This window comes from Pseudomonas sp. Irchel 3H3, assembly GCF_900187635.1.
Lineage (GTDB): Bacteria > Pseudomonadota > Gammaproteobacteria > Pseudomonadales > Pseudomonadaceae > Aquipseudomonas.
Genome location: NZ_FYEC01000046.1, coordinates 1 through 22,806 on the forward strand (window position 1 = coordinate 1; position 22,806 = coordinate 22,806).

A 22,806-nucleotide genomic window follows, 5' to 3' on the forward strand; every position below is an offset into this window, starting at 1 on the left:
TGAGTCCCCTGAAGGGCCGTCGAAGACTACGACGTTGATAGGTTGGGTGTGTAAGCGCTGTGAGGCGTTGAGCTAACCAATACTAATTGCCCGTGAGGCTTGACCATATAACACCCAAGCAATTTGATTACTCGAAAGAGCATCAGATTGCGGTGTGTGAAGACGAAACGAACCGAAAGTTCGAATCTGCTCAAAGCAACGCACAACACCAAAAGCTATCACATCCCCAATTTGCTGAAGCGAGGCCATCTGGCCACGACTCAGTACCCGAATTTCTTGACGACCATAGAGCATTGGAACCACCTGATCCCATCCCGAACTCAGCAGTGAAACGATGCATCGCCGATGGTAGTGTGGGGTTTCCCCATGTGAGAGTAGGTCATCGTCAAGATTAAATTCCGAAACCCCTATCTGCGTATGCAGGTAGGGGTTTTGTTTTTGTCCGCGAAAAACTCAGCGTCCTTCCCACGCGATCTTTGTTCAGGTAAATCCAAGAATCTTCACCGATACCTTCAAGGGATTGCCCTGTCCGGCCGATAACCGATGGACGGTAGTCTCATCCGATGCCAAACCGGGCAGCGAAGTTGAGCACGTCCTTGTGGTTCATCTTTTTAATTGCCTGGAATCTTCGATGCTGGCGTACCACCAAAAGAGCTTTTTGATCGTCGATGATTTCTCGGATTTCCGCAGTTCAGTCCGATCGATGTTGCGCGAGTTGGGTGTGAAAGATGTCGACACGGCCGACACTGGCGAGGTCGCGCTGCGCATGTGCTCGCAGAAGCGCTACGACTTCATCCTGCAGGATTACCATCTGGGCGACGGCAAGAAGAACGGCCAGCAGGTACTCGAAGACCTGATGATCGAAAAACTGATCAGCCACGAAAGTATCTTCGTCATGGTCACTGCCGAGAGCAGCCAGGCCATGGTGCTCAGTGCCCTCGAGCACGAGCCGGATGCCTACCTGACCAAGCCGTTCAACCGCGCCGGCCTGGCCCAGCGCCTGGAGCGGTTGCAGCAGCGCAAGACCTTGCTCAAGCCGATCATGCAAGCGCTGGATCGCGGCAAGCCGGTCGAGGTTCTCAACGCCTGCATCGCCCTGTGCAGGCAGGACCCACGTTACTCGCCGCTGTGCCTGCGTTATCGCGCCGACGCATTGCGCGACATGAACCAGAACGAAGTGCTTGAACGTTTGTACAACAGCATCCTTGCCGACCGTCCGTTGCCCTGGGCCTACGTGGGGTTGGGGCGCCTGCTGTTCAAGCGCGGCCAGGTCGCCCAAGCCAAAGCGTTGTACGAAAAGGCGTTGAAGGTCTTCCCGATGATGCCCGGTCTGTACGATGGGCTGGCCGATGTCCTGGTGGCGCAAGGCAACAGCAAGTCGGCACAACGGGTGCTCGAGGAGGCTGTGCGTCTTTCCCCGCTGGCGGTCCGTCGGCAATCGTTGCTAGGCAAGCTGGCCATGAGCAACGAAGACTTCGATACCGCAGCCAAAGCCTATCGCCAGGCGGTTTCGCAAGGCGCGCAGTCGCGCTTCAAGGATCCAGAGAGCAACCTCGGCCTGGCCCATGCGTTGATCAGCAAGGGCAGTGAAAGGGGCCTGGACACCCGTGCCCGCCTGGAGATCAACCAGACCTTGAGCGCGGTCGCCAAGGAAAACCCCAGTGATCCCGGGTTACAGATTCGCGCGCGGCTGATGAAAGCCACCAGTTTGCTGATCAACGATGCGGAAACGGCCGACAAGCTCACCGAGCAGGCCTTGACTCGCCTCGACGGCATGGAGCAGTTCATGAGCGCCGATGCGGCCTTACTGGTGGCCAAGCAGTTGAAGATGTTGGGGCAGGCACAGGCCAGCGACTCGATGCTCAAGAACTGTGCGGAAATCTACGGCGATGACCCCGCGGTGATGCGCGGTATCGCCAGGCAGACCGATGATCCGGCGATTCTCAACTCGGGTACGGCCGCAGCAGACCTCAACCGCCAAGGCGTGCGCAGCTACAAGGCCGGTGCCCTGACCGAAGCCCGCGAGCTGTTTCGCGGTGCCTTGTTGCTGCAGCCGAAGAACATCAGCATTGCCCTCAACATGGCGCAGGCGTTGTTGCATGGGGTCACGGCCGATCTCGATCCGGGATTGCTCGAGGAGTGTCGCAAGTGTTTGAAGATGGTCGGCTTGATGCCCGAGAGCGACTCGCGGTATCCGCGTTATCAGAAGCTGCAGAACAAGGCGTTTGAGCAATGAGTGAGATTGATCAGGGGCTGGATTTTTCCACGGTGATTGCCTCCACCGTACACGACATGAAGAATTCCCTGACGGTGCTGATGCAAGCGCACGGCCAGTGGCTCGCCCGGCTGCCCAGTGCCCAACAGCAAACCGATGAGCAGGGCGTGATCGACTTCGAATTCGCTCATCTGAACGGCATGCTGGTGCAGTTGCTCGGTCTGTACAAGCTCGGCGTCAATCAGTTGCCCGTACGCCCGGACTACCATGAGCTGGACGATTTCATCGAGGCCCAATTGGCCGCGCATCAAGAGGTGTTCAAGAGTCGAGGCATTCTCGTCACCTACGAAGTCGATCCCTTGAGTCCGCTGGGTTTTTTCGACCGCGAATTGATCGGTACGGTGCTGGCCAATGCCATCAACAACGCGATCCGTTTTGCCCGGCAGTCACTGCTGATCAGCGTCGGTGAAGAAACCGGGCAGTTGGTGCTGACCATCAATGACGATGGCGAAGGCTATCCGGCCCAGATGATCGAGCGCCAGGAGCAGTACGTACAGGGCATTAACCCGGCCAGCGGCAGCACCGGCCTGGGCCTGTACTTTGCCGCGCGCATTGCCCAGTTGCACCAGCGCAACGGCGTGCCGGGGCGTACCGAAATCAGTAATGGCGGGCCTTTGGGCGGCGGCTTGTTCAGTCTCTATCTGCCTTGAGGCGTGACAGAACCTGTGCCAACAGAGTCTGATTGAGCTTTTCAGCGGTTGTGCTTGATATTCCGAACGGCTGATGCCTATTTTGTGCGGATCGCCATTAACGGCCTGCACAATACCAAGGATAGCGTCATGACGACCGATGGCCAGGGTTCTCTCGCACAGCGATTGACCGGCATTGATGAAGTTGAATGTGTCACCCCGGACCTCAATGGGGTGCCGCGCGGCAAGGTGATGACTGCCGCAGGATTTCTCGAGGGGCGACGGTTGCAGATGGCACGGGGGGTGCTGCTGCAATGCATCATGGGCGGTTATCCCGCCCCACGTTTTTACGGCAGCGACGACGGTGACCTCGCGCTCAATGCCGATCCGCAACAGATCCATCGTTTGCCCTGGAGTGCCCAACCGCGCGCGCTGGCGATCTGTGACGCCGACGAGTTGAGCGGCGCAAGCTCCCGGCTGTCCACCCGTGGCCAGCTCAAGGCCGTGGTTGCTCGTTATGCCGCGCTGGGCCTGGCGCCCGTGGTGGCGACCGAGATGGAATTTTTTGTGTTCGCTCCCAATACCGACCCGACCCAACCGTTCCAGCCGCCCATTGGCCTGGACGGGCGTCGCGAAGACGGCCTTTCGGCGTTCAGCATCAGTTCCAACAATGGTTTGCGTCCGTTCTTCAATGAGGTCTACGCCAGCATGGCGGCGTTGGGGTTGCCGCGGGACACCTTCATGCACGAAATGGGCGTCAGCCAGTTCGAGATCAACCTGCTGCACGGCGATCCCCTGTTGCTGGCCGACCAGACGTTCCTGTTCAAGCACCTGCTCAAGGAAGTGGCGCTCAAGCATGGCTTGACCGTGGTCTGCATGGCCAAGCCCCTGGCCCACACGGCCGGCAGCTCGATGCACATTCACCAGAGCGTGGTCGAGCTCGGCACCGATCGCAACGTGTTCAGTGACGAGTCCGGCGAGCCAACGGCGATGTTCCGTCACTTCATCGGCGGCCAGCAGGCCGGCATGGCCGACTTCACAGCGCTGTTCGCACCGAACGTCAACTCCTACCAGCGCCTGTGCCATCCCTACGCATCACCCAACAACGCCTGCTGGTCCCATGACAACCGCGCCGCCGGATTACGTATTCCCGCCAGTTCGCCAGCCGCGCGTCGGGTCGAAAACCGCCTGCCGGGCGCCGACGCCAACCCTTACCTGGCGATCGCCGCCAGCCTGGCCGCGGGGCTGCACGGCATCGAGCAGCAGCTGGAACCGACCCCGGCAATCCAGGGCGAGTTCAGCGTGCCGGAAAGTTTGTCTCTGCCATGTACCTTGCATGCGGCTCTTGAACGTCTGAAACGTAGCCAATTGGCGAAGGAACTGTTCGGCATGGAATTCATCGAAGGCTACATCGCCTCGAAGACCATGGAGTTGACCAGCTTCTTTGATGAGATCACTCCCTGGGAACGGCGCGTTTTAGCTGCCCAGGCCTAACCGACCCGCCGCTGTCGGGCTATCGTAGAAGGTAGCCTGATCCTCACTGCAAGGAGCCGCTCGGAACGCCGATGCGCCAAATCTGGAAATCCTTTCGAGCGCTGTATTTCGCTTCGCTGATGATGTTGATCGGCTCGGGCTTGCTTAGCACCTACCTGGCCCTGCGCCTGGCCGCCGACCAGGTCGACGGCCTGTGGATCGGCGCATTGATGGCGGCCAACTATTTCGGCCTGGTCCTGGGCGGCAAGATCGGCCACCGGTTGATTGCCCGGGTCGGACACATCCGGGCCTATTCCGCCTGTGCCGGGATAGTCGGGGCTGCCGTGCTCGGGCATGGGCTGGTGGACTGGCTACCGGCCTGGCTGATTCTGCGGATGGTGGTTGGCCTGGGCATGATGTGCCAGTACATGGTCATCGAGAGCTGGCTCAACGAACAGGCCGACGCCAAGCAGCGGGGCATGGTGTTCAGCGGCTACATGATCGCCTCCTACCTGGGCTTGGTGCTGGGCCAGTTGATTCTGGTCATGCACCCGTCCCTGGGCCTGGAGTTGCTGATGCTGGTCGCCTTGTGTTTTGCCCTGTGCCTGGTCCCCGTGACCCTGACCCGACGCATTCACCCGGCGCCCTTGCATCCGGCGCCGATGGAGCCGCGCTTCTTCATGAAGCGGGTGCCACAGTCCCTCAGCACGGTGCTCGGGGCGGGGCTGATCGTCGGCTCGTTCTATGGCCTGGCGCCGCTCTATGCCTCCCAGCAAGGGCTGTCCACCGAGCAGGTCGGCCTGTTCATGGGTAGCTGCATCTTTGCCGGCCTGGTGGTGCAATGGCCGCTGGGCTGGCTGTCGGATCGCTACGACCGGGCGGTGCTGATTCGCAGCTTCGCCATTTGCCTGGCGTTGGCTGCGTTGCCTCTGGCGATCATGCCCAAGGTGCCGCTGGAAGTATTGTTCATCGCCGGGTTTGCCTGCTCGCTGGTGCAGTTCTGCCTGTATCCGCTGGCGGTGGCGTTCTCCAACGACCACGTCGAGGGCGATCGGCGAGTGTCGCTGACCGCGATGTTGCTGGTGACATACGGGGTCGGGGCGAGTATCGGGCCGTTGGTGGCGGGGGTGCTGATGAAGTTTTTCGGCAGCCAGATGCTCTACGCGTTTTTCAGCTTCTTCGCCCTGGTCCTGGTCTGGCGCATCCGGCCCAAAGCGGTGACCAACCTGCATCAAGTCGATGACGCGCCGCTGCATCACGTGGCGATGCCGGACAGCATGTCCAGTTCGCCACTGGTGGCTGCACTCGATCCCCGGGTCGACGAGCAGGTGGTGCAGGACCAGATGCAGAACGGTGCCAGTCCTGACCCCGAGCCTGAGCCGGAGACCGAAGCGGGGACCGAGGCCGAGCAGACGAATACCGATCCGCCGCCGGACGATGAACATCCCCACACCTTCACTGGGGCCAGGCCTTGATCTGAAGGCAAAAAAAACGGGCAGTCACCGCAAGGGGCTGCCCGTTTTTTTTGCCTGGCGAATCAGAAATCGTCTTTATCGAAACGCCGGGCTTCACGCTGCAACTGATAGACAAAACGCTCGACCTGGCGCTGCACCAGGCCGCTCATGTTGTGAAAGCGCACGCCGGCGAAGGTGGTGTCGATCCGCTCTTCGTGATGCAGGTAACGCAGCTCCACCGAGGTGGTCATGCTGCCGAAGGGCAGGGCGGCCAGGAAGCGGTCGTAGACCTGGCCCAATTGCAGCCCGCTGGTGATGTCGCCGTCAAAACGCAGCTTGCAGCCGGTGGCGGAGATGTCCAGCAACTTGCCGCTCAGGGGCACCTTGAGCTTCTCGCCAGCCAGTTCAATATTGACCAGTTGCGCCAGCTTCAAGGCCGCGCGAAAAGCATTGCGGCGCTGGTGGTAGACCACCTCGTCGGGCAGCGTGCCGCGGTAGCAGCGGCCACCGTTGGCTTCGTCGATGGCCAGGACGCCGTTGCTCTCCCAGGCGATGCGCACGCCTTCATGAAAGCCTTCGATCCGGAACGGTTCGCCCGCCAGCAGGAAACGCTCGCCATCGCGTGGGATCATTTCGTCGAGGGCAATCATGTCGCTTTCGCGATCGACGTCCACCAGGTAGCTCTGGAAGCGCTGGCTGCGCTCGTGGAACGTGATGATCAGGGGATCATGGCTCTCTTGCAGCATGCGCAGGGTACTGGCGATTTCCAGAGGTGTCGTGAGCACTTTCGGTGGCTGCGGAGCATCTTCCGCGCTTGAGGCATTGAACACGGTTTATCACTCTCCAGACAGAATACGGTCACACGCAAGAGCCGGCATTCTGCCAGCATGTTTCGCGCCTTGATAGAGCACGCTCAGAGGCGAGGTCAAGCCTGGCTGAGTGGGCGCGGCTTCACGAGCATGGCAGTTGAGCCGCGTGCGTCATAAAGGGTCGGAGACTCGCCGCCATTGAGGATTCTCAATTGATGGGCAGTGGAGGCTTGTTGCACCTGGATCGAGCGGCCGTTGTGCGCGTTGGCGCTCTGGCACTCGTTAAGCAGATGATTGAGCGCCTCGCTCTGGGCCAGCAGTTGCTCGCCGAGGCTGGACTGGGCGGCCAGCTGTTGCAGGCCGCTGGTGTCGGTTGGCAGGTTGAGGCTGGCGAGTATTTCGCTGCGCCGACGACCATGCTGATCGAGCAGGACGATCAGGCCTTGCTTGCTGGCAAGGATCTGCTCCAGCCGTTGCATGTCGCGACCGTGCAGTGCCAGGGATTCTTGCCCCAGCAAATCGAGCAACTGTTGAGCTGGCTCAAGGTCGTCGGTGATCAGTTGCAGTAAATTGTTATCGTGCATGGCTGGCCTTGGGTTTTAAGCGTCCAAAAGCCTGGCGCAAGCCTGGTGGGCTAGCGCTGGGCTTCGAAGTTGAGCAGTTTGCTGGCGACGCGGTTGCTGTCGACTTTATAGCTGCCATCGGCAATCGCGGCTTTCAACTCGGCCACACGGGCTTTGTCGACTGCGGGCTGATCGCGCAGCGTGTCGCTGATCTTCTGCAACTGCTGGGCCTCGTTGCTGAAGTGGACCGATTCCCCGCTCTGTTTGGCCGCGACCTGTTGGGTCTCGGTCGACGGCGGCGCGTTTTGAGCGGCGTCAGCAGATTCCTGGCTGGCACTGGTGCGCGTGCTGGTGAGCGTGGGGGAGCTGTTCAAACGGCTGAAATCGATAACCATGATGCGAAAAACCTCTGGGAATTTGGACGCTTGCCATGTTTTCGGCAAAATCGCGAAAAACTTTAGGCTCATTTCTCGATGAGCACGGGCGCGTCGGCATTTGCCCTGCGTGAGGCACAGTTTAGGGAATGGCTGGCACCTTCGCCAGTTATCTACATGGCCACTTCAACCTGGCCGGGGGCGATCACCTGAGCCTTGATCACCCGCTGGGAGTTCAGGTTCTTGACCCGGATCTGTTGGTTCATGCCGCCATTGGCCAGCGCCTCCCCGGGCATTCGTACGCTGAGCGTGCCACTGCGGGCGGTGATCACCACCTGATCGCCCTTGCGTACCACTTCGGCCTGCTCCAGGTGGACCAGGGTAATGACCTGGTCATTGACCATTGGTCGGACAATTTTTTGCCCGATCGCCTGGTCGACATTGGTCAGGTAACCCTGGTTGATCAGGCTGATGTCGCGCTCACGCAGAATCACATCCGCCGGCTCGATGATTGCGGCGCGTTTGAGCGGGCGGGTGCTGGTCACCACCTCGCGGAACAGTCGGACTTGCGCGGGCACGAACACGGTCCAGGGCGAGGTGCCGTCGCAACGGACCTTCACCGTGACTCGGCCCACTGGCTTGGCCGGGCTCTCCAGGGACGCTGTCAATTCCTTGTCGCAGGTCGGCAGGCGCAGACGGGGATCGAGTTGCTTGACCTCGATCTCGTAGCGGCCTTCGGTTTGGCTGGACGCCAGATAGTCTTCAACAGTGAATTCAAGAAAGCCCTGAGTGACGCCGATAAGTAGATCAGGCAAGGTAAGCGGATCTGCAAGGGCAGGGCTGCCAGCGTTGAAAAGGCACGCCGCCGCAACCGCGCCGAGCAATCGGCGGCAGGTTGAGGTCAGGCGTCGGAAAAATGTCGTGTTCACGTTCATAGCGGTTAAAAAGCAAGCGCCGTGCCGTTTAGTGATGAATGTGCGTCGCAACACACTTAGCGTTGGTGTAGGGGGCTGGGCATGGCTGGTGTAATGGATTCGGTAAACCAGCGCACACAACTGGTGGGGCAGAATCGCCTGGAGCTGTTGTTGTTCCGTCTCGACGGTCCGCAGCTCTATGGCATCAATGTGTTCAAGGTTCGGGAAGTGCTGCAATGCCCGAAACTGACCCTGATGCCCAAATCCAATCCTGTCGTGTGCGGTGTGGCAAGTATTCGGGGCGCAACCATTCCGATCATGGACCTGGCAATGGCCACGGGGTCGGGCGGGTTGCAGGACCAGAGCAATCCCTTTGTGATCATCACCGAGTACAACACCAAGACCCAAGGGTTCCTGGTGCGCTCGGTCGAGCGGATCGTCAACATGAACTGGGAGGAGATCCATCCGCCACCCAAGGGCACGGGCCACGATCACTACCTGACGGCGGTGACGCGGGTCGACAATCAGTTGGTGGAAATCATCGACGTCGAGAAGGTCCTGGCCGAAGTGGCGCCGGCACCGGAAGCGATTTCCGCCGGGGTGGTGGATGACGAGACGCAACACAAGGCGCTGTCGCTGCGGGTGCTGACGGTCGATGACTCGTCGGTGGCGCGCAAGCAGGTTTCCCGTTGCCTGCAGACGGTCGGGGTCGAGGTCGTGGCGTTGAACGACGGCCGGCAGGCGCTGGACTACCTGCGCAAGCTTGTGGAGGAGGGCAAGAAGCCGGAAGAGGAATTCCTGATGATGATTTCCGACATCGAGATGCCGGAAATGGACGGCTACACCCTGACCGCCGAGATCCGCAACGACCCGCGCATGCAAAAGCTGCACATCATCCTGCATACTTCGTTGTCAGGCGTATTCAATCAGGCGATGGTCAAGAAAGTCGGTGCCGATGACTTCCTGGCCAAGTTCCGCCCTGATGACCTGGCATCCCGGGTAGTCGACCGGATCAAAGCAGCAGATATCAGCTAGGTGGCCTTTGCCCCTGGCGATCAACACGATTTTAGAGGCGGCATCATTGTCTACGGGTAATTTGGATTTCGAACAGTTCCGGGTCTTCCTGGAAAAAGCCTGTGGCATTTTGCTCGGTGAAAACAAACAGTATCTGGTCTCGAGCCGTCTCAACAAACTGATGGAACAGCAAGGTATCAAGTCGTTGGGTGAGCTGGTCCAGCGCATTCAAGTCCAGCCGCGCGGTGGGTTGCGCGAGATGGTAGTGGACGCGATGACCACCAACGAAACCCTCTGGTTTCGTGACACCTATCCGTTTGAAGTGTTGAAGAACAAGGTCTTGCCCGAAGCGATCAAGGCCAGTCCCGGCCAGCGCCTGCGGATCTGGTCGGCGGCCTGTTCGTCGGGGCAGGAACCCTATTCGCTGTCGATGTCGATCGACGAGTTCGAGCGGACCAACATGGGCCAGTTGCGGATGGGGGTGCAGATTGTCGCCACCGATCTTTCCGGGACCATGCTGAACAACTGCAAGTCCGGCGAGTACGACAGCCTGGCGATTGGCCGCGGTCTTTCGCCAGAGCGCCTGCAGCGTTTCTTCGACCCGAAAGGGCCGGGGCGTTGGGCGGTCAAGGCGCCGATCAAGAGCCGGGTGGAGTTCCGCTCGTTCAACCTGCTGGACAGCTATGCCAGCCTGGGCAAGTTCGACATCGTGTTCTGCCGCAACGTGCTGATCTACTTCTCTGCCGAAGTGAAGAAGGACATCCTGTTGCGCATTCACAGCACGCTCAAGCCGGGCGGGTACCTGTTCCTCGGCGCGTCCGAAGCCCTCAACGGCTTGCCGGATCACTATCAGATGGTCCAGTGCAGTCCGGGGATCATCTACCAGGCCAAGTGATGGTCAGGTGGCAAAAAAAGCGGGAGTCCTCAGGGGCTCCCGTTTTTTATCGTGCTGCACAATCCTTGTAGCGCGCCTGTCGAGCAGCCCAAGGCGGCAGAAAAGCGGCAGGTGCCGGAAGACGCTTGCCGCTTTTCTGGCATTGCCACCTTGCCGCTTTCGGCCAAGGCCCCTGTTTGCGGGGCCTGGCGAGCTGGCACGGGGCTTGCTTTGTGCCTGTTACGAAAAATCAGGTCACCCAAAGGTTTGCGCCATGAGCATCAGCTTCGATAAAGCGCTCGGTATCCACCAACAAGCCCTCAGCTTCCGCGCCCAGCGTGCCGAAGTGCTGGCCAACAACATCACTAATGCCGACACGCCGAACTACAAGGCGCGGGACCTGGATTTCTCGGCGGTCCTGGCCGCCCAGGCCGACAAGAGCAAGAACGGCAGCTTCGCGTTGAACAAGACCAACAGCCGCCATATCGAAGCCCAGGGCCTGAGCAGCGGTGACGAGTCGCTGCTGTACCGCACGCCGATGCAACCGTCGATCGACCAGAACACCGTGGACGCCCAACTGGAACAGGCCAACTACGCCGAGAATTCGGTGAACTTCCAGGCCAGCTTCACCTTGCTCAATAGCAAATTCAAAGGGCTGGTAGCGGCCCTGCGCGGAGAGTAATTCATGTCCCTGTCGAGTGTTTTTAATATTGCCGGTAGTGGCATGAGTGCCCAGACCACGCGCCTCAACACCGTGGCCAGTAACATCGCCAACGCCGAGACCGTCTCGTCGAGCATCGACCAGACCTACCGTGCCCGGCACCCGGTATTTGCCACCATGTTCCAGGGTGGCCAGTCGGGCGGCGGTGACTCGCTGTTCCAGAACCAGGACGCGGCCGGCCAGGGCGTGCAAGTGCTGGGCGTGGTCGAGGACCAGAGCAATCTGGAAGCGCGCTACCTGCCGAACCATCCGGCGGCTGACGCCAAGGGCTACGTCTACTACCCCAACGTCAACGTGGTTGAAGAGATGGCCGACATGATTTCCGCCAGCCGTTCGTTCCAGACCAACGCGGAAATGATGAACACCGCCAAGACCATGATGCAGAAGGTCCTGACCCTCGGTCAGTGATAAGGGGCAGCGTCGATGAGTGTTACCGATTCCACCAGTGGCCTGAGTCTCAACGACATTCTTGCGAACTCCAAGACCACCGTCACCAACACCAGCAATGACGGCCTGGCAGCCGCTGCCGGCAGCAAGACCGGCAAGAATGAGCTGGGCAAGGACGCGTTCCTGCAACTGCTGGTGACTCAGTTGAAGAACCAGAACCCCCTCGACCCGCAGGACAACAGCGAGTTTGTCGCCCAGCTGGCGCAGTTCAGCAGCCTGGAAGGCATCACTACCCTGAACTCCTCGGTGAACAACATCTCGAGCTCGTTCAAATCGTCCCAGGCCCTGCAGGCGTCGTCGCTGGTGGGCCGTTCGGTAGTGGTCCAAACCGGCTCGGCCTATGTCGACAGCACCAAGAGCATGACCGGCTCGGTGGTTATCCCGGCCTCGGTGGCTGGCACCACGGTGACCATCAGCGACAAGGACGGCAAGGCGGTGAAAACCATCGAGCTGGGCAGCCAGGCCCAGGGCAATGCCAGTTTCGTCTGGGACGGCACCAACACCGCGGGTGAGAAAGTCGACCCGGGTACCTACACCTTCAAGGCCAGTGCGCAGATCGACGGCAAGGCAACTGACCTGATCACCTACCTGCCGGCGACCGTCAACAGCGTGACCCTGAGCCAGACCGGCGGCGAGATGATGTTGAACCTCGCCAACATGGGCTCCATCGCCCTGTCCAAAGTACAGACCATTGGTCTATAGAGCCGGCTAGCGCGGCAACAAGGAGTGGAATATGTCTTTCAATATCGGCCTTAGCGGTCTCTATGCGGCCAACAAACAACTCGACGTTACCGGCAACAACATCGCCAATGTCGCCACCACCGGCTTCAAATCCTCCCGAGTGGAATTCGAAGACGTGTACGCGGCAAGCAAGCTGGGTAACGGCAACAAGTCCATCGGCAGTGGCGTGAGCCTGGCCAACGTCTCCCAGCAATTTCGCCAGGGTGATGTGACCAACACCGGCAACGTGCTGGACATGGCCATCCGTGGTTCGGGCTTCTTCGTGCTCAACGACGGCGGTTCGCTGACCTACACCCGCGCCGGTACCTTCAACGTCGACAAGGACGGCTTCATCACCAACAGTGCTGGCACCGCGCGCCTGCAGGGTTATGCGGTCGATGAGAACGGCAAGATCCTCAAGGATGTAATCGGCGACCTGAAAATCGACCAGGCGAACCTGCAGCCGAAAACCACCGGCAACATTTCCTCGAGTATCAACCTGAACTCCAGCAAGCCGATCATCGATCCGGCGGTCACCCCGTTCGACCCGACCAAGATCGACACCTACACCGACATGTTCACCACCCCGATCTACGACAGCCAGGGCAACCAGCACAACCTGGACCAGTACGTGGTCAAGACCGGTGCCAACACCTGGCAGACCTACACCCTGGTAGAGGGGCGCAACCCGAACGGCTCGGCCTTCGTCCCGGCCGGCCTCGGTTCGCCGGCAACGCCGAGCAACCAGACTGCCATGACCATGAACTTCGGTTCCGACGGCAAGCTGCTGGACATCGACGCACCGGCCAGCGGCAGCCCGTACACCGTCAGCGGCAACTCGATTGTCATGGGCGCGGGCGTCTGGACGCCGGGTACGGTCAAGGATGGCGTGTGGACGGCCAACGGTGCCGTGGGCAATGCCACCGGCGTCACCAACGACCTGGCCCTGACCACCCAGTACAACTCGGCAACCATCCGCAACCTGCCGACCCAGGACGGCTACGCCACCGGCCAGATCACCAACCTGACCATCGACGGTACCGGTACGCTGTTCGCCAACTTCAGCAACAGCAAGTCCAAGGCGATCGGCCAGGTCACCCTGGCCAGCTTCAACAACGAGCAGGGCTTGCAGGCCGCCGGTGGCACCAGTTGGAAGGAGACCTACCTGTCCGGTTTCGCCGCGTACGACGCCGGCCAGACCGGCACCCTCGGTTCGGTGGTGTCCAACTCGCTGGAAGACTCCAACGTCAACCTGACCAATGAGCTGGTGGACCTGATCAAGGGCCAGAGCAACTACCAAGCCAACGCCAAGACCATCTCCACCCAGAGCACCATCATGCAGACCATCATTCAGATGGCCTGATGCCGGTGGGTTAAGCCTGCGGTACAAAAAAAGCCCCTCGTCGAGGGGCTTTTTCGTGGGGGCGGGAAGGGTCAGCCCATCATGTCCTTGATCATCCGCTCCTGTTCCATGAGCTCGCGTTGCCGGGCATCGATCCGTGACGACAGCGGGAAGTTGCTGCCGGCGCGTCGCTTGGCGAAGTCCAACTGCTGAATGGCCTGGCGATAGTCGCCCACCAGCGCGAAGTACTCGGCGCGCGCCTGGTGCAGGCCAATGATGTTGCCGGACAGGCCACGGGTTTCGGCAACCATGTACCAGACATCCGGATCGTCCGGGCGGGTCTTGAGCAGGGCTTCCAGGGCTTTTTCGGCATCGGCCGGGCGATTCTGCTTGAGCAGCAGGTCAACCCGGACCTGATTGAGCGGGTAGTTGCCCGGGAACTGGCTGAGCATCCGGTCGACCCGGCTTTGTGCGTCGGGCAGGCGATTGCTGGCCATGTCCAGGTCGATCTGGGCCAGGTTGTAGATGATTTCGTTGGGCGCCTTGGCCAGTAGCGGTTTGAGGCTCTCGCGGGCATCGCTGAGCTGGCCGGCCTTGACCTGGGCAATGGCCAGGCCGTAACGCGCCACGTCGTTTTTCGGGTTGTCGTCCAGCTGCGCGCGAAAACGCTTGGCGGCCAGCCCCGGGGTTTCCTCGTAGAACAACTGCACGCGGGCGCGAATCAGTTGGTAGGTCTGGGTGTCTTCCTTGCCGCCGACGGGTGCCTGTTCGGCGCGGTTACGGGTGTCGGCGATCCGCGATTCGGTCACCGGGTGCGTCAGGAGGAATTCCGGCGGCTTGGCATCGAAGCGGTACTGGCGCCCCAGACGCTCGAACATGCTCGGCATGGAGCGCGGGTCGTAGCCGGCTTTCTCCAGGTTGACGATGCCGATGCGGTCGGCCTCCTGCTCGTTCTGCCGGGAGAAGCGCCGTTGCTCCTGGATTGCCGCGGCCTGGGTCCCGGCGATTGCCGCGATCCCGGCGTCACCGGCGCCGGCCGCGGCGACGATGATCCCGGCGAGCAGGGCGGCCATCATCGGCACTTGCATGCGTTGCTGGGCTTCTACGCCGCGGGCGAAGTGGCGTTGCGACAAGTGCGCCAATTCGTGGGCCAGGACCGAGGCGTATTCGCCTTCGGTCTGTGCGTTGAGAAACAGGCCACCGTTGACCCCGACAATCCCGCCTGGCGCGGCGAAGGCGTTGAGCTGCGGGCTGTTGATCAGGATGAACTCAAGACGCCGGTCGTTCAGCTGACTGGTTTCCACCAGGCGATAGACACTGGTTTCCACGTAGTTTTTCAGTTGTGGGTCATTGAGTTGTGACACCTGGCTGCGCAACATGGCCAGCCAGGCGCGCCCCAGGTCATGTTCCTGCTGGGGCGAGACGATGGCAGAACTGGCGTCGCCAAGTGACGGCAAGTCGTCGGCGAAGCCTGGTGAGGCAAGCAGGCAAGCGAGCGTCAGCAGCGTGGGGCGCAGAAAAGTCATGCACAAAGCCTTAGTCGACAAAGAGCTTACTGTAGCCGGACACTTGCCTCGGGACCAGATATTCTAGGCGGCTCAATCACCTGTGCGGAGTGAAGTAATGACCGACGCTGTAGCCCATGATGCCGAACTGGACGCCAGTGGGCTCAATTGCCCATTGCCGCTGCTCAAGGCCAAGATGGCGCTCAATGGCTTGCCCAGTGGCGCCGTGCTCAAGGTGATCGCCACCGATGCCGGCTCGCAACGCGACTTTCGCACCTTTGCCCGTTTGGCCGGTCATACCCTGCTGCGCGAAGAAGACGCAGCCGGTGTCTATCGCTACTGGCTGAAAAAAGCCTGACTGGCCGCCTACCCATAAGGATCATTGATGTTCAAAGTGCTACGCGACTGGATTCAGCGCTACTTCTCCGACGAAGAAGCGGTGGTGCTGGCCGTCCTCCTGGTCCTGGCCTTCACTGCCGTGCTGACCCTGGGCGGGATGCTCGCACCGGTGCTGGCGGGGATGGTCCTGGCGTACCTGATGCAGGGCCTGGTCAGCACCCTGGAGCGCCTGCGCCTGCCCGGCGGGGTCGCGGTGGGGCTGGTGTTCGCGTTGTTCATGGGCGTGTTGCTGGTGTTTATCGTGGTGGTGCTGCCCTTGCTCTGGCACCAGTTCATCACTCTGTTCAACGAACTGCCCGGGATGCTCGCCAAATGGCAGTCGCTGCTGCTGTTGCTGCCAGAGCGATATCCGCACCTGGTGTCCGACGAGCAGGTGCTGCAGGCCATCGAGGTGGCGCGCAGCGAAATCGGCAAGTTTGGCCAGTGGGCATTGACCTTCTCGCTGTCGAGCCTGCCCCTGCTGGTCAACATCATGATCTACCTGGTGCTGGTGCCGATCCTGGTGTTCTTCTTCCTCAAGGACCGGGCCATGATCGGCCGCTGGGTGCGCGGCTACCTACCGCGTGAGCGGGCGCTGATTACCCGGGTCGGCCAGGAAATGAACCGCCAGATCGCCAACTACATTCGTGGCAAGGTCATGGAAATGGCGATCTGCGGCGGGGTGACCTACATCGGTTTTGTCGCCATGGGCCTCAACTACTCGGCGCTGCTGGCGCTGTTGGTCGGGGTGTCCGTGGTGGTGCCCTATGTCGGCGCGGTGGTGGTGACGGTGCCGGTGATGCTGATTGCCTTGTTCCAGTGGGGCTGGAGCGATCAGTTCATCTACCTGATGGCGGTCTACGGGATCATCCAGACCCTGGATGGCAACGTGCTGGTGCCGTTGCTGTTCTCCGAAGCGGTCAACCTGCACCCGGTGGCGATCATCTGTGCGGTGCTGCTGTTCGGTGGGCTGTGGGGGTTTTGGGGCGTGTTCTTCGCGATTCCCCTGGCGACCCTGTTCAAGGCCGTGCTGGATGCCTGGCCGCGCAAGGAACCGGTGGTGGCGCCGTTGTTGTAGCGCGGGCCTCATCGCGAGCAAGCCGCAAGCGGGCGCTCGCTCCCACAGGATCTATGCAACCCCTGTGGGAGCGAGCCTGCTCGCGATGGCGTCATCGCAGACGCCGAATAAATCAGCCCTTGGCCAACGCCTGCGCCGCGGCCAACACGGCTTCCACATGCCCCGGCACCTTCACGCCACGCCATTCCTGACGCAGAACACCGTGCTGGTCGATCAGGAAGGTGCTGCGATCAACCCCCATGTATTCCTTGCCATACAGCTTCTTCAGCTTGATCACGTCGAACAGCTGGCACAGGGCTTCGTCCTTGTCGCTGATCAGCTCGAAGGGGAATTGCTGCTTGCACTTGAAGTTCTCGTGGGACTTCAGGCTATCGCGGGAAACGCCGAACACTTGGGTGTTGGCCGCGAGAAACTGCGGGTACTGGTCACGAAAACCCTGGCCCTCGGTGGTGCAGCCCGGGGTGCTGTCCTTGGGATAGAAGTAGATCACCACCTGCTTGCCCTTGAGGGCGGCCAGGCTGACGGTCTGCCCGCTGGTGGCGGGGACTTCGAAGTCGGCGACCGGTTGGTCGATAGCGACGGCCATGGAAAGCTTCCTTACATTGGGTTCTGTGGGCGCCACGGTTCGATCAGCGCGTCCAGGTTCAGCGCGTCGGCGAAATCGAGGAACTGATCGCGCAGCCAACTGATCTGCACACCGGCCGGCAGGGTCACGGTAAAGGTGGCGTTGAGCATGGTGCCGCCAGTCTGGGGGGCCTGATAAGTGTCGCAGGTCAGGTTTTCCAGCTCGACGTTATGGTCGATGAAAAACTGGCACAGCTCATTGACGATGTCCGAGCGGTAGGCAGAACTGACGTACGCCACATACGGCAGGGCTTGCGGGCGATTTTCCAGCGCCGCGCTGCGTACCACGTTGACGGTGAAGGCGTGTTTCTTGGCCAGGCTCGGCAGACCGGCTTCCAGGCGCGCCAGGGCGTCCCAGGAACCGGAAATCTCCAGGATGAGTGCACTGCACTCGCCATGGCGAGTCAGGCGGGAGGTGACCACGGCGCAGCGATTTTCATGGCTGGCGCGGCACAGGACGTTAGTCAGCTCCATGGGGTTGGCGCCGAGGGCACTGATGACAAGGAATTGTTCGCGAACTGTGGGGGTGGACATGCAGCATTCCTAAAGCGATGAGCGGTCGGTACGTTTATAGGCTGATTCGTCGGGTGTGGGTCCGGATGCGTTATCAACAAAGCCCGAGCCAGAGGGTTGCTGCGAGCTCAAACAAGGTGAGTTCGGGTAGATGGCAACGCAGGGGCGGGGCTTGTGGAGCCGAAAATGGAGGCTTGAACCCGGCACATGAGCCTGTCGGTACTGATCAAAGTCTGAAGGGTAGCGAAAAGCGGCGCCAAGGGGAATGGCATGAGCGCAGTACTTCGCTTGTGCAAGCATCTTGGCGCCAGTACCATTACCGCTCTCTTTTTCCGGCAGGAGCGGTTGCATGATTGCGGGCAGTATGGTGGCACTGGTCACACCCATGGATGCACAGGGTCGTCTGGACTGGGACAGCCTCAGCAAACTGGTAGACTTTCACCTGCAAAACGGCACCCACGCCATCGTGGCCGTCGGTACTACTGGTGAGTCGGCAACCCTCGACGTAAACGAACACATCGAAGTGATTCGTTATGTGGTCAAGCAGGTAGCCGGTCGTATCCCGGTGATCGCCGGTACCGGCGCCAACTCGACGCGTGAAGCGATCGAGCTGACCTCCAATGCCAAGACCGCCGGCGCCGACGCCTGCCTGCTGGTGACTCCGTACTACAACAAGCCGACGCAAGAAGGCCTGTACCAGCACTTCAAGGCTATCGCCGAAGCCGTCGACATCCCGCAGATCCTCTACAACGTGCCGGGCCGCACGGCGTGCGACATGCAGGCCGAGACCGTGATCCGCCTGTCGACCGTGAACAACATCATCGGGATCAAGGAAGCCACCGGCGACCTGTCCCGCGCCCAGGCCATCCTCGATGGCGTGAGCGAAGACTTCCTGGTGTTCTCCGGTGACGACGCGACTGCCGTGGAGCTGATCCTGCTGGGCGGCAAAGGCAACATCTCGGTGACCGCCAACGTTGCCCCACGCGACATGGCCGACCTGTGCAACGCTGCCCTCAAGGGTGACGCCGTGACCGCACGGGCGATCCACGAAAAACTGATGCCACTCAATAAAACCCTGTTTATCGAGTCCAACCCTATCCCCGTGAAATGGGCGCTGCATGAGATGGGCTTGATGCCGGACGGTATCCGTCTGCCGCTCACCTGGCTCAGCGAAGCCTGTCACGAACCGCTGCGACAGGCCCTGCGCCAGTCCGGCGTATTGGTTTAATTGAGGAAGTAATACGCATGAAGCGACTGGCCGGACTTTCCGCACTTGCCTTGATTATCTCCAGCACCAGTGGCTGTGGATGGGTCTGGGGCCCGGAAGGTTATTTCCGTGACCGTGGTAGCGATTACCTCGAAGCGCAACAGACTGCCCCGATGCAACTGCCGCCGGATGTCCAGACCGCCAAGCGTCTGGACCCACTGCTGCCAATCCCGCGCAACGTGGCCGACGACACCGTCAAGGGCGAGTACGTGGTGCCACGTCCGCAGCCGTTGACGGCGATTGCCGAGGCCAGCGACTACAGCCTGCAGAAAAGCGGCGACTCGCGCTGGGTAATGGCGCAGCGTCCTCCGGCCGAAGTCTGGCCAGTGGCGGTGCAGTTCTTCCAGGACAACGGTTTCCGCCTGGACCAGCAGCGTCCGCAAACCGGCGAATTCACCACCACCTGGCAGCGTTCCGACGAACTGTCGGCAACCATGACCAAACGCCTGGCCAGCGCCGGCGTGGCCGCCGATGCCGAAACCCGGGTACGGGTGCGCATCGAGCCAGGCGTGCAGCGCAACACCAGTGAAGTCTACGTGGTCAGCGCCGAGCGTCCTGCTGGCAGCAGCGACGACGTGGCCTTCACCAACCGTTCGGTCAACACTGGCCTGGACGCTGCGCTGGTCGACGACATGCTGGTCAGCATGAGCCGCATCTCCGAGAAGGGCGGTTCGGTGTCGATGCTCGCTTCCCGTGATTTCGATGCCCCAAGCCGTGTCAGCCTGATCGAAGACGGCAGCGGCAACCCGGTGCTCAACGTCGGCAACGACCTCGACCGTGCCTGGTCGAGCGTGGGTCGCGCGCTGGAGCAGGGCGAATGGCGTGTGGAAGACATCAACCGCAGCCTGGGCCTGTACTACATCAACCTGGCCGAAAAAGCCGAGCGCAAGGACGAGAAGCCAGGCTTCTTCGCCAGCCTGTTCGGCAGCTCTCCGGTCAAGGAAGAAGTCGAGGCGCGCGCCGAGCGTTACCAGGTGCGCCTGAGCAAGGTTGGCGAGAACGTCCAGGTGACCGTCGAAAAAGACATCAACACCGTTGCGCCGGCTGAAGTGGCGCGCAAAGTGTTGGGCGTGATTCAGGACAACCTGGGCTGATCCGATGCGTTTTGCCGTTCTCGGCAGCGGTAGCCAAGGGAACGGCACGCTGATAGCCAGTGACGACACCGTCGTGCTGGTCGATTGTGGTTTCTCCCTGCGAGAAACCGAAAAACGCCTGCTGCGCCTGGGGATAAACCCGGCGCAACTGAGCGCGATTCTGGTGACCCACGAACATGCCGACCACGTGCATGGCGTGGGTTTGCTGTCTCGGCGCTACAATATTCCGGTTTACCTCAGTCGTGGCACCTTGCGCGGGATGCGCAAGCCGGTTGATCCGGCAGGGTTCGTGGCCGGGGGCGACCAGCTGCAGATCGGCGGGCTGGAGATTGGCGTGATCGCCGTGGCCCACGACGCGCAGGAACCGACGCAGTACGTCTTCAGTGACGGCACCCGGCGCTTTGGCCTGCTGACCGACCTGGGTTCGTACTGCGCCACCGTGCTGGACGGCTACAAGGACCTCGATGCGTTGATGATCGAGTCCAACCACTGCCGCGACCGCTTGGCTCGGGGTCACTACCCGACCTTTCTCAAGCAGCGGGTGGGTGGCGAACTGGGACATTTGAACAACCACCAGGCGGCATTCCTGGTGTCCGAGTTGGGCTGGAAAGACCTGCAACACCTGGTACTGGCCCATCTGAGCAGCAAGAACAACCTGCCGCAGCTGGCCCGGCAATGTTTTGTCGACACCCTTGGGTGCGACCCGGACTGGCTGCAACTGGCCGATCAAGATTCAGGGCTCGACTGGCGACATATCGCCTAGCCCATCTACTTAGCAAGCGGAGCCCATCATGGAAAAACGTGAAGAACTCTACCGCGGCAAAGCCAAGTCGGTTTACCAGACCGACGACGCTAACCGCTTGATCCTGCTGTTTCGCAACGACACCTCGGCGTTCGACGGCAAGCGCATCGAACAGCTCGACCGCAAAGGCATGGTGAACAACAAGTTCAACGCCTTCATCATGCAGAAACTCGAAGCAGCCGGCGTGCCGACCCAATTCGACAAGCTGCTGGGCGACAACGAGTGCCTGGTGAAGAAGCTGGACATGATCCCGGTTGAATGCGTCGTGCGTAACTACGCCGCCGGCAGCCTGGTCAAGCGCCTGGGTGTGGAGGAGGGCATGAAGCTCAACCCTTACACCTTCGAACTGTTCCTCAAGGACGACGCCAAGGGCGACCCGTTCATCAACGAATCCCACGTCGTGGCATTCGGTTGGGGCACCGCCGAGCAACTGGTGCGCATGAAAGAACTGTCGCTCAAGGTCAACGAAGTGTTGAGCAAGCTGTTCGACGACGCAGGCCTGCTGCTGGTCGACTTCAAGCTCGAATTCGGCGTGTTCCATGACGGCAGCATCGTCCTGGGTGACGAATTCAGCCCGGACGGCTGCCGCCTGTGGGACAAGGCCACCGGCAAGAAAATGGACAAGGACCGCTTCCGCCAGGGTCTGGGCGACGTAATCGAAGCCTACGAAGAAGTCGCCAACCGCCTTGGCGTACCGCTGTAATCGACGCAAGCATCTGATAGCACGGAAAAAAATTCACTTTAGGGTTTGCATTCGGTGAACCTGCTGTTATGATGCGCGCCGTTGGAGAGATGCCAGAGTGGCCGAATGGGACGGATTCGAAATCCGTTGTACCTTCACCGGTACCTAGGGTTCGAATCCCTATCTCTCCGCCATTATTTAGCCTAAAGGCCCCGTTTACGGGGCCTTTTTGCATTCTGTGGTTTCTGTTCCCTCATTTTTCCCCCATGTGGATTTTGGAAAGATATCCGTGTCGTTAGATGGCTCGGGATCTAGTACTTTGCCGTGCTGGCGAGTGCGTCAGGCCCCAGGGTCGTCGTTTGTGTCGCATTGGCACTGCCATAGCGCTCTCTAGCGCATGTTGAGTCCATAAGGCCATAAGGAGGGAGGGGTATTCCAGGTGCATGCCCGTCGGCTCCTGTGTCGCTCCCTGCAGCACAGGGTAACCAGCATCCATCAATCTACAGGTACCCGCCGGCGGAGAGGGGACCCTGGAATCTGAATCTCTCCAGTTAAAAACAACCAGCTTGAGGTATGACCTAACAAACAGGACATACCGTCATGACCCTTTCATTCAAACCCAAACGCATCCCTGATAATACGAACCTGCGCTACTGGCATGAGGGCACCTACGATGGCTACCCGCTCATGGTGGACAAGGGCCCCTTCATTGGGCAGTACTTGGAAAAGTTATGCCAGACCCTGCAATACGCTCTGTCTGACTACGCCCGTGTATTTGCCTTCAGATTTGACTTAAGGCTGCCCTGTGGGAAGCCGTTGCCTGATGATGCGGTGACCAATCAGGTGATACAACGCTTCAAGGCGTCACTGGATGCACAGATCAGTCATGATCGTGAGCGAGCGCGGATACGCAATAGATCATCCCATGACACTTGCGTGAGGCTCTTTTGGGTGAGAGAAGTGGGGCGGGCTTGTCGTCCTCATTACCACTGCATTGTGTTCCTCAATCGTGATACTGAATGCTTTTTTTCCATCTGCAGCAACGTGAGAGACACTCTGTTTGTGGGCATAAGGCTAGGCAATCGAATCAAATAAATATCTAAGTGGAAGGGAGCATCTGCGGTATGCCCCCCCCGTAATGGCTGCTATCGCTCGGTCATTGTCGCCGCAATTATCAATAAAGGCGCGCAATAAGTTACGCGATGCTGCGCAACTTATTGCGCACTAGTCTGTGAGTTTTTAAGTGCGTGTACT

General features: G+C 60.3%; 24 protein-coding genes, 1 tRNA gene and 2 rRNA genes. 20 read left to right on the forward strand and 7 right to left on the reverse strand.

What is annotated here, in order from left to right:
* The 6 genes from CKW24_RS26760 to CKW24_RS26785 all read left to right on the forward strand — a co-directional run.
* Positions 1-107 (forward strand): 23S ribosomal RNA (locus CKW24_RS26760); the annotation flags it as partial.
* A 168-nt stretch (positions 108-275) separates the two neighbouring features.
* Positions 276-391 (forward strand): 5S ribosomal RNA (gene rrf / locus CKW24_RS26765).
* A gap of 240 nt (positions 392-631) precedes the next feature.
* Positions 632-2,236 (forward strand): tetratricopeptide repeat-containing response regulator, encoded by a 1,605-nt coding sequence (locus CKW24_RS26770; protein WP_095171798.1) that lies wholly within the window; start codon positions 632-634, stop codon positions 2,234-2,236.
* Positions 2,233-2,925: a sensor histidine kinase KdpD gene (locus CKW24_RS26775; protein ID WP_095171800.1), complete on the forward strand. Its 693-nt coding sequence runs from the start codon at positions 2,233-2,235 to the stop codon at positions 2,923-2,925. The genes CKW24_RS26770 and CKW24_RS26775 overlap by 4 nt, the downstream gene beginning before the upstream one ends.
* Before the next feature lie 231 nt (positions 2,926-3,156).
* On the forward strand, positions 3,157-4,398 hold the full coding sequence (locus CKW24_RS26780; protein WP_162530220.1) for a glutamine synthetase family protein: 1,242 nt from the start codon (positions 3,157-3,159) through the stop codon (positions 4,396-4,398).
* A gap of 71 nt (positions 4,399-4,469) precedes the next feature.
* On the forward strand, positions 4,470-5,852 hold the full coding sequence (locus CKW24_RS26785; RefSeq protein WP_095171803.1) for an MFS transporter: 1,383 nt from the start codon (positions 4,470-4,472) through the stop codon (positions 5,850-5,852).
* A 62-nt stretch (positions 5,853-5,914) separates the two neighbouring features.
* On the opposite strand, the gene CKW24_RS26790 is transcribed toward CKW24_RS26785, so the two are convergent.
* The 4 genes from CKW24_RS26790 to flgA form a co-directional block, all read right to left on the reverse strand.
* Positions 5,915-6,661: a flagellar brake protein gene (locus CKW24_RS26790; RefSeq protein WP_095171805.1), complete on the reverse strand. Its 747-nt coding sequence runs from the start codon at positions 6,659-6,661 to the stop codon at positions 5,915-5,917.
* 95 nt (positions 6,662-6,756) lie between these two features.
* Complete coding sequence (locus tag CKW24_RS26795) at positions 6,757-7,224, reverse strand: flagella synthesis protein FlgN (RefSeq protein WP_095171806.1); 468 nt, start codon at positions 7,222-7,224, stop codon at positions 6,757-6,759.
* A gap of 50 nt (positions 7,225-7,274) precedes the next feature.
* A complete protein-coding gene (gene flgM / locus CKW24_RS26800; protein ID WP_095171843.1) occupies positions 7,275-7,598 on the reverse strand; it encodes a flagellar biosynthesis anti-sigma factor FlgM in 324 nt (107 codons plus the stop codon).
* A 152-nt stretch (positions 7,599-7,750) separates the two neighbouring features.
* Entirely contained in the window at positions 7,751-8,512 is a 762-nt protein-coding gene (flgA, locus tag CKW24_RS26805) for a flagellar basal body P-ring formation chaperone FlgA (protein WP_095171808.1), read from the reverse strand.
* Positions 8,513-8,593: 81 nt separating this feature from the next.
* On the opposite strand from flgA, the gene CKW24_RS26810 reads away from it, so the two are divergent.
* The 6 genes from CKW24_RS26810 (at position 8,594) to flgE (ending at position 13,630) form a co-directional block, all read left to right on the forward strand.
* Entirely contained in the window at positions 8,594-9,526 is a 933-nt protein-coding gene (locus CKW24_RS26810) for a chemotaxis protein CheV (protein ID WP_095171810.1), read from the forward strand.
* Between the two features lie 46 nt (positions 9,527-9,572).
* Positions 9,573-10,400, forward strand: a complete 828-nt coding sequence (gene cheR / locus CKW24_RS26815) for a protein-glutamate O-methyltransferase CheR (RefSeq protein WP_095171812.1) — start codon at positions 9,573-9,575, stop codon at positions 10,398-10,400.
* A 253-nt stretch (positions 10,401-10,653) separates the two neighbouring features.
* The gene (flgB, locus tag CKW24_RS26820; protein ID WP_095171814.1) at positions 10,654-11,061 is read left to right on the forward strand and encodes a flagellar basal body rod protein FlgB; all 408 of its coding nucleotides are present in this window, start codon (positions 10,654-10,656) and stop codon (positions 11,059-11,061) included.
* A 3-nt stretch (positions 11,062-11,064) separates the two neighbouring features.
* Positions 11,065-11,508 carry a flagellar basal body rod protein FlgC gene (gene flgC, locus CKW24_RS26825; protein WP_095171815.1) on the forward strand — a complete coding sequence of 148 codons (444 nt, stop codon included), beginning with the start codon at positions 11,065-11,067 and terminating at the stop codon, positions 11,506-11,508.
* 15 nt (positions 11,509-11,523) lie between these two features.
* Complete coding sequence (gene flgD / locus CKW24_RS26830; protein ID WP_095171817.1) at positions 11,524-12,249, forward strand: flagellar hook assembly protein FlgD; 726 nt, start codon at positions 11,524-11,526, stop codon at positions 12,247-12,249.
* A gap of 31 nt (positions 12,250-12,280) precedes the next feature.
* Positions 12,281-13,630, forward strand: coding sequence for a flagellar hook protein FlgE (gene flgE, locus CKW24_RS26835; protein ID WP_095171818.1), 1,350 nt, complete (start codon positions 12,281-12,283; stop codon positions 13,628-13,630).
* 71 nt (positions 13,631-13,701) lie between these two features.
* Here flgE and CKW24_RS26840 read toward each other — a convergent pair whose 3' ends face one another.
* The gene (locus tag CKW24_RS26840) at positions 13,702-15,135 is read right to left on the reverse strand and encodes a M48 family metalloprotease (protein WP_095171820.1); all 1,434 of its coding nucleotides are present in this window, start codon (positions 15,133-15,135) and stop codon (positions 13,702-13,704) included.
* Between the two features lie 97 nt (positions 15,136-15,232).
* Here CKW24_RS26840 and CKW24_RS26845 point away from each other — a divergent pair, with 97 nt between their 5' ends.
* Complete coding sequence (locus CKW24_RS26845) at positions 15,233-15,472, forward strand: sulfurtransferase TusA family protein (RefSeq protein WP_095171822.1); 240 nt, start codon at positions 15,233-15,235, stop codon at positions 15,470-15,472.
* A 27-nt stretch (positions 15,473-15,499) separates the two neighbouring features.
* Entirely contained in the window at positions 15,500-16,570 is a 1,071-nt protein-coding gene (locus CKW24_RS26850; protein ID WP_095171823.1) for an AI-2E family transporter, read from the forward strand.
* 112 nt (positions 16,571-16,682) lie between these two features.
* On the opposite strand, the gene CKW24_RS26855 is transcribed toward CKW24_RS26850, so the two are convergent.
* Both CKW24_RS26855 and CKW24_RS26860 read right to left on the reverse strand, forming a co-directional pair.
* On the reverse strand, positions 16,683-17,156 hold the full coding sequence (locus CKW24_RS26855; RefSeq protein WP_095171825.1) for a peroxiredoxin: 474 nt from the start codon (positions 17,154-17,156) through the stop codon (positions 16,683-16,685).
* An 11-nt stretch (positions 17,157-17,167) separates the two neighbouring features.
* Positions 17,168-17,728, reverse strand: coding sequence for a glycine cleavage system protein R (locus CKW24_RS26860; protein WP_095080353.1), 561 nt, complete (start codon positions 17,726-17,728; stop codon positions 17,168-17,170).
* A 328-nt stretch (positions 17,729-18,056) separates the two neighbouring features.
* Between CKW24_RS26860 and dapA the strand changes: the two genes are divergently transcribed.
* The 6 genes from dapA to CKW24_RS26895 all read left to right on the forward strand — a co-directional run bounded on the left by dapA (position 18,057) and on the right by CKW24_RS26895 (position 22,647).
* Positions 18,057-18,935 (forward strand): 4-hydroxy-tetrahydrodipicolinate synthase, encoded by an 879-nt coding sequence (gene dapA / locus CKW24_RS26870; protein ID WP_095171828.1) that lies wholly within the window; start codon positions 18,057-18,059, stop codon positions 18,933-18,935.
* Between the two features lie 17 nt (positions 18,936-18,952).
* Positions 18,953-20,068: an outer membrane protein assembly factor BamC gene (gene bamC / locus CKW24_RS26875; RefSeq protein WP_095171830.1), complete on the forward strand. Its 1,116-nt coding sequence runs from the start codon at positions 18,953-18,955 to the stop codon at positions 20,066-20,068.
* Between the two features lie 4 nt (positions 20,069-20,072).
* Positions 20,073-20,831 carry an MBL fold metallo-hydrolase gene (locus CKW24_RS26880; protein WP_095171832.1) on the forward strand — a complete coding sequence of 253 codons (759 nt, stop codon included), beginning with the start codon at positions 20,073-20,075 and terminating at the stop codon, positions 20,829-20,831.
* A gap of 28 nt (positions 20,832-20,859) precedes the next feature.
* Complete coding sequence (gene purC / locus CKW24_RS26885; protein ID WP_095171833.1) at positions 20,860-21,573, forward strand: phosphoribosylaminoimidazolesuccinocarboxamide synthase; 714 nt, start codon at positions 20,860-20,862, stop codon at positions 21,571-21,573.
* 83 nt (positions 21,574-21,656) lie between these two features.
* A tRNA-Ser gene (locus CKW24_RS26890) sits at positions 21,657-21,746 on the forward strand.
* A gap of 406 nt (positions 21,747-22,152) precedes the next feature.
* Positions 22,153-22,647, forward strand: a complete 495-nt coding sequence (locus CKW24_RS26895) for an inovirus-type Gp2 protein (RefSeq protein WP_143501303.1) — start codon at positions 22,153-22,155, stop codon at positions 22,645-22,647.
* The last annotated feature ends 159 nt before the right edge of the window (positions 22,648-22,806 follow it).

What these genes read in the sequence shown, in the direction of transcription:
- flgA (WP_095171808.1), bottom strand. Translation starts at nt 8,512, where the DNA reads ATGAACGTGAACACGACATTTTTCCGACGCCTGACCTCAACCTGCCGC.
- CKW24_RS26770 (WP_095171798.1), top strand. Translation starts at nt 632, where the DNA reads ATGCTGGCGTACCACCAAAAGAGCTTTTTGATCGTCGATGATTTCTCG.
- flgB (WP_095171814.1), top strand. Translation starts at nt 10,654, where the DNA reads ATGAGCATCAGCTTCGATAAAGCGCTCGGTATCCACCAACAAGCCCTC.
- dapA (WP_095171828.1), top strand. Translation starts at nt 18,057, where the DNA reads ATGATTGCGGGCAGTATGGTGGCACTGGTCACACCCATGGATGCACAG.
- bamC (WP_095171830.1), top strand. Translation starts at nt 18,953, where the DNA reads ATGAAGCGACTGGCCGGACTTTCCGCACTTGCCTTGATTATCTCCAGC.
- flgE (WP_095171818.1), top strand. Translation starts at nt 12,281, where the DNA reads ATGTCTTTCAATATCGGCCTTAGCGGTCTCTATGCGGCCAACAAACAA.
- CKW24_RS26845 (WP_095171822.1), top strand. Translation starts at nt 15,233, where the DNA reads ATGACCGACGCTGTAGCCCATGATGCCGAACTGGACGCCAGTGGGCTC.
- CKW24_RS26810 (WP_095171810.1), top strand. Translation starts at nt 8,594, where the DNA reads ATGGCTGGTGTAATGGATTCGGTAAACCAGCGCACACAACTGGTGGGG.
- CKW24_RS26780 (WP_162530220.1), top strand. Translation starts at nt 3,157, where the DNA reads ATGACTGCCGCAGGATTTCTCGAGGGGCGACGGTTGCAGATGGCACGG.
- CKW24_RS26860 (WP_095080353.1), bottom strand. Translation starts at nt 17,728, where the DNA reads ATGTCCACCCCCACAGTTCGCGAACAATTCCTTGTCATCAGTGCCCTC.
- CKW24_RS26840 (WP_095171820.1), bottom strand. Translation starts at nt 15,135, where the DNA reads ATGACTTTTCTGCGCCCCACGCTGCTGACGCTCGCTTGCCTGCTTGCC.
- purC (WP_095171833.1), top strand. Translation starts at nt 20,860, where the DNA reads ATGGAAAAACGTGAAGAACTCTACCGCGGCAAAGCCAAGTCGGTTTAC.
- CKW24_RS26880 (WP_095171832.1), top strand. Translation starts at nt 20,073, where the DNA reads ATGCGTTTTGCCGTTCTCGGCAGCGGTAGCCAAGGGAACGGCACGCTG.
- CKW24_RS26895 (WP_143501303.1), top strand. Translation starts at nt 22,153, where the DNA reads ATGACCCTTTCATTCAAACCCAAACGCATCCCTGATAATACGAACCTG.
- flgC (WP_095171815.1), top strand. Translation starts at nt 11,065, where the DNA reads ATGTCCCTGTCGAGTGTTTTTAATATTGCCGGTAGTGGCATGAGTGCC.
- flgD (WP_095171817.1), top strand. Translation starts at nt 11,524, where the DNA reads ATGAGTGTTACCGATTCCACCAGTGGCCTGAGTCTCAACGACATTCTT.
- CKW24_RS26795 (WP_095171806.1), bottom strand. Translation starts at nt 7,224, where the DNA reads ATGCACGATAACAATTTACTGCAACTGATCACCGACGACCTTGAGCCA.
- CKW24_RS26855 (WP_095171825.1), bottom strand. Translation starts at nt 17,156, where the DNA reads ATGGCCGTCGCTATCGACCAACCGGTCGCCGACTTCGAAGTCCCCGCC.
- CKW24_RS26775 (WP_095171800.1), top strand. Translation starts at nt 2,233, where the DNA reads ATGAGTGAGATTGATCAGGGGCTGGATTTTTCCACGGTGATTGCCTCC.
- CKW24_RS26850 (WP_095171823.1), top strand. Translation starts at nt 15,500, where the DNA reads ATGTTCAAAGTGCTACGCGACTGGATTCAGCGCTACTTCTCCGACGAA.
- CKW24_RS26785 (WP_095171803.1), top strand. Translation starts at nt 4,470, where the DNA reads ATGCGCCAAATCTGGAAATCCTTTCGAGCGCTGTATTTCGCTTCGCTG.
- flgM (WP_095171843.1), bottom strand. Translation starts at nt 7,598, where the DNA reads ATGGTTATCGATTTCAGCCGTTTGAACAGCTCCCCCACGCTCACCAGC.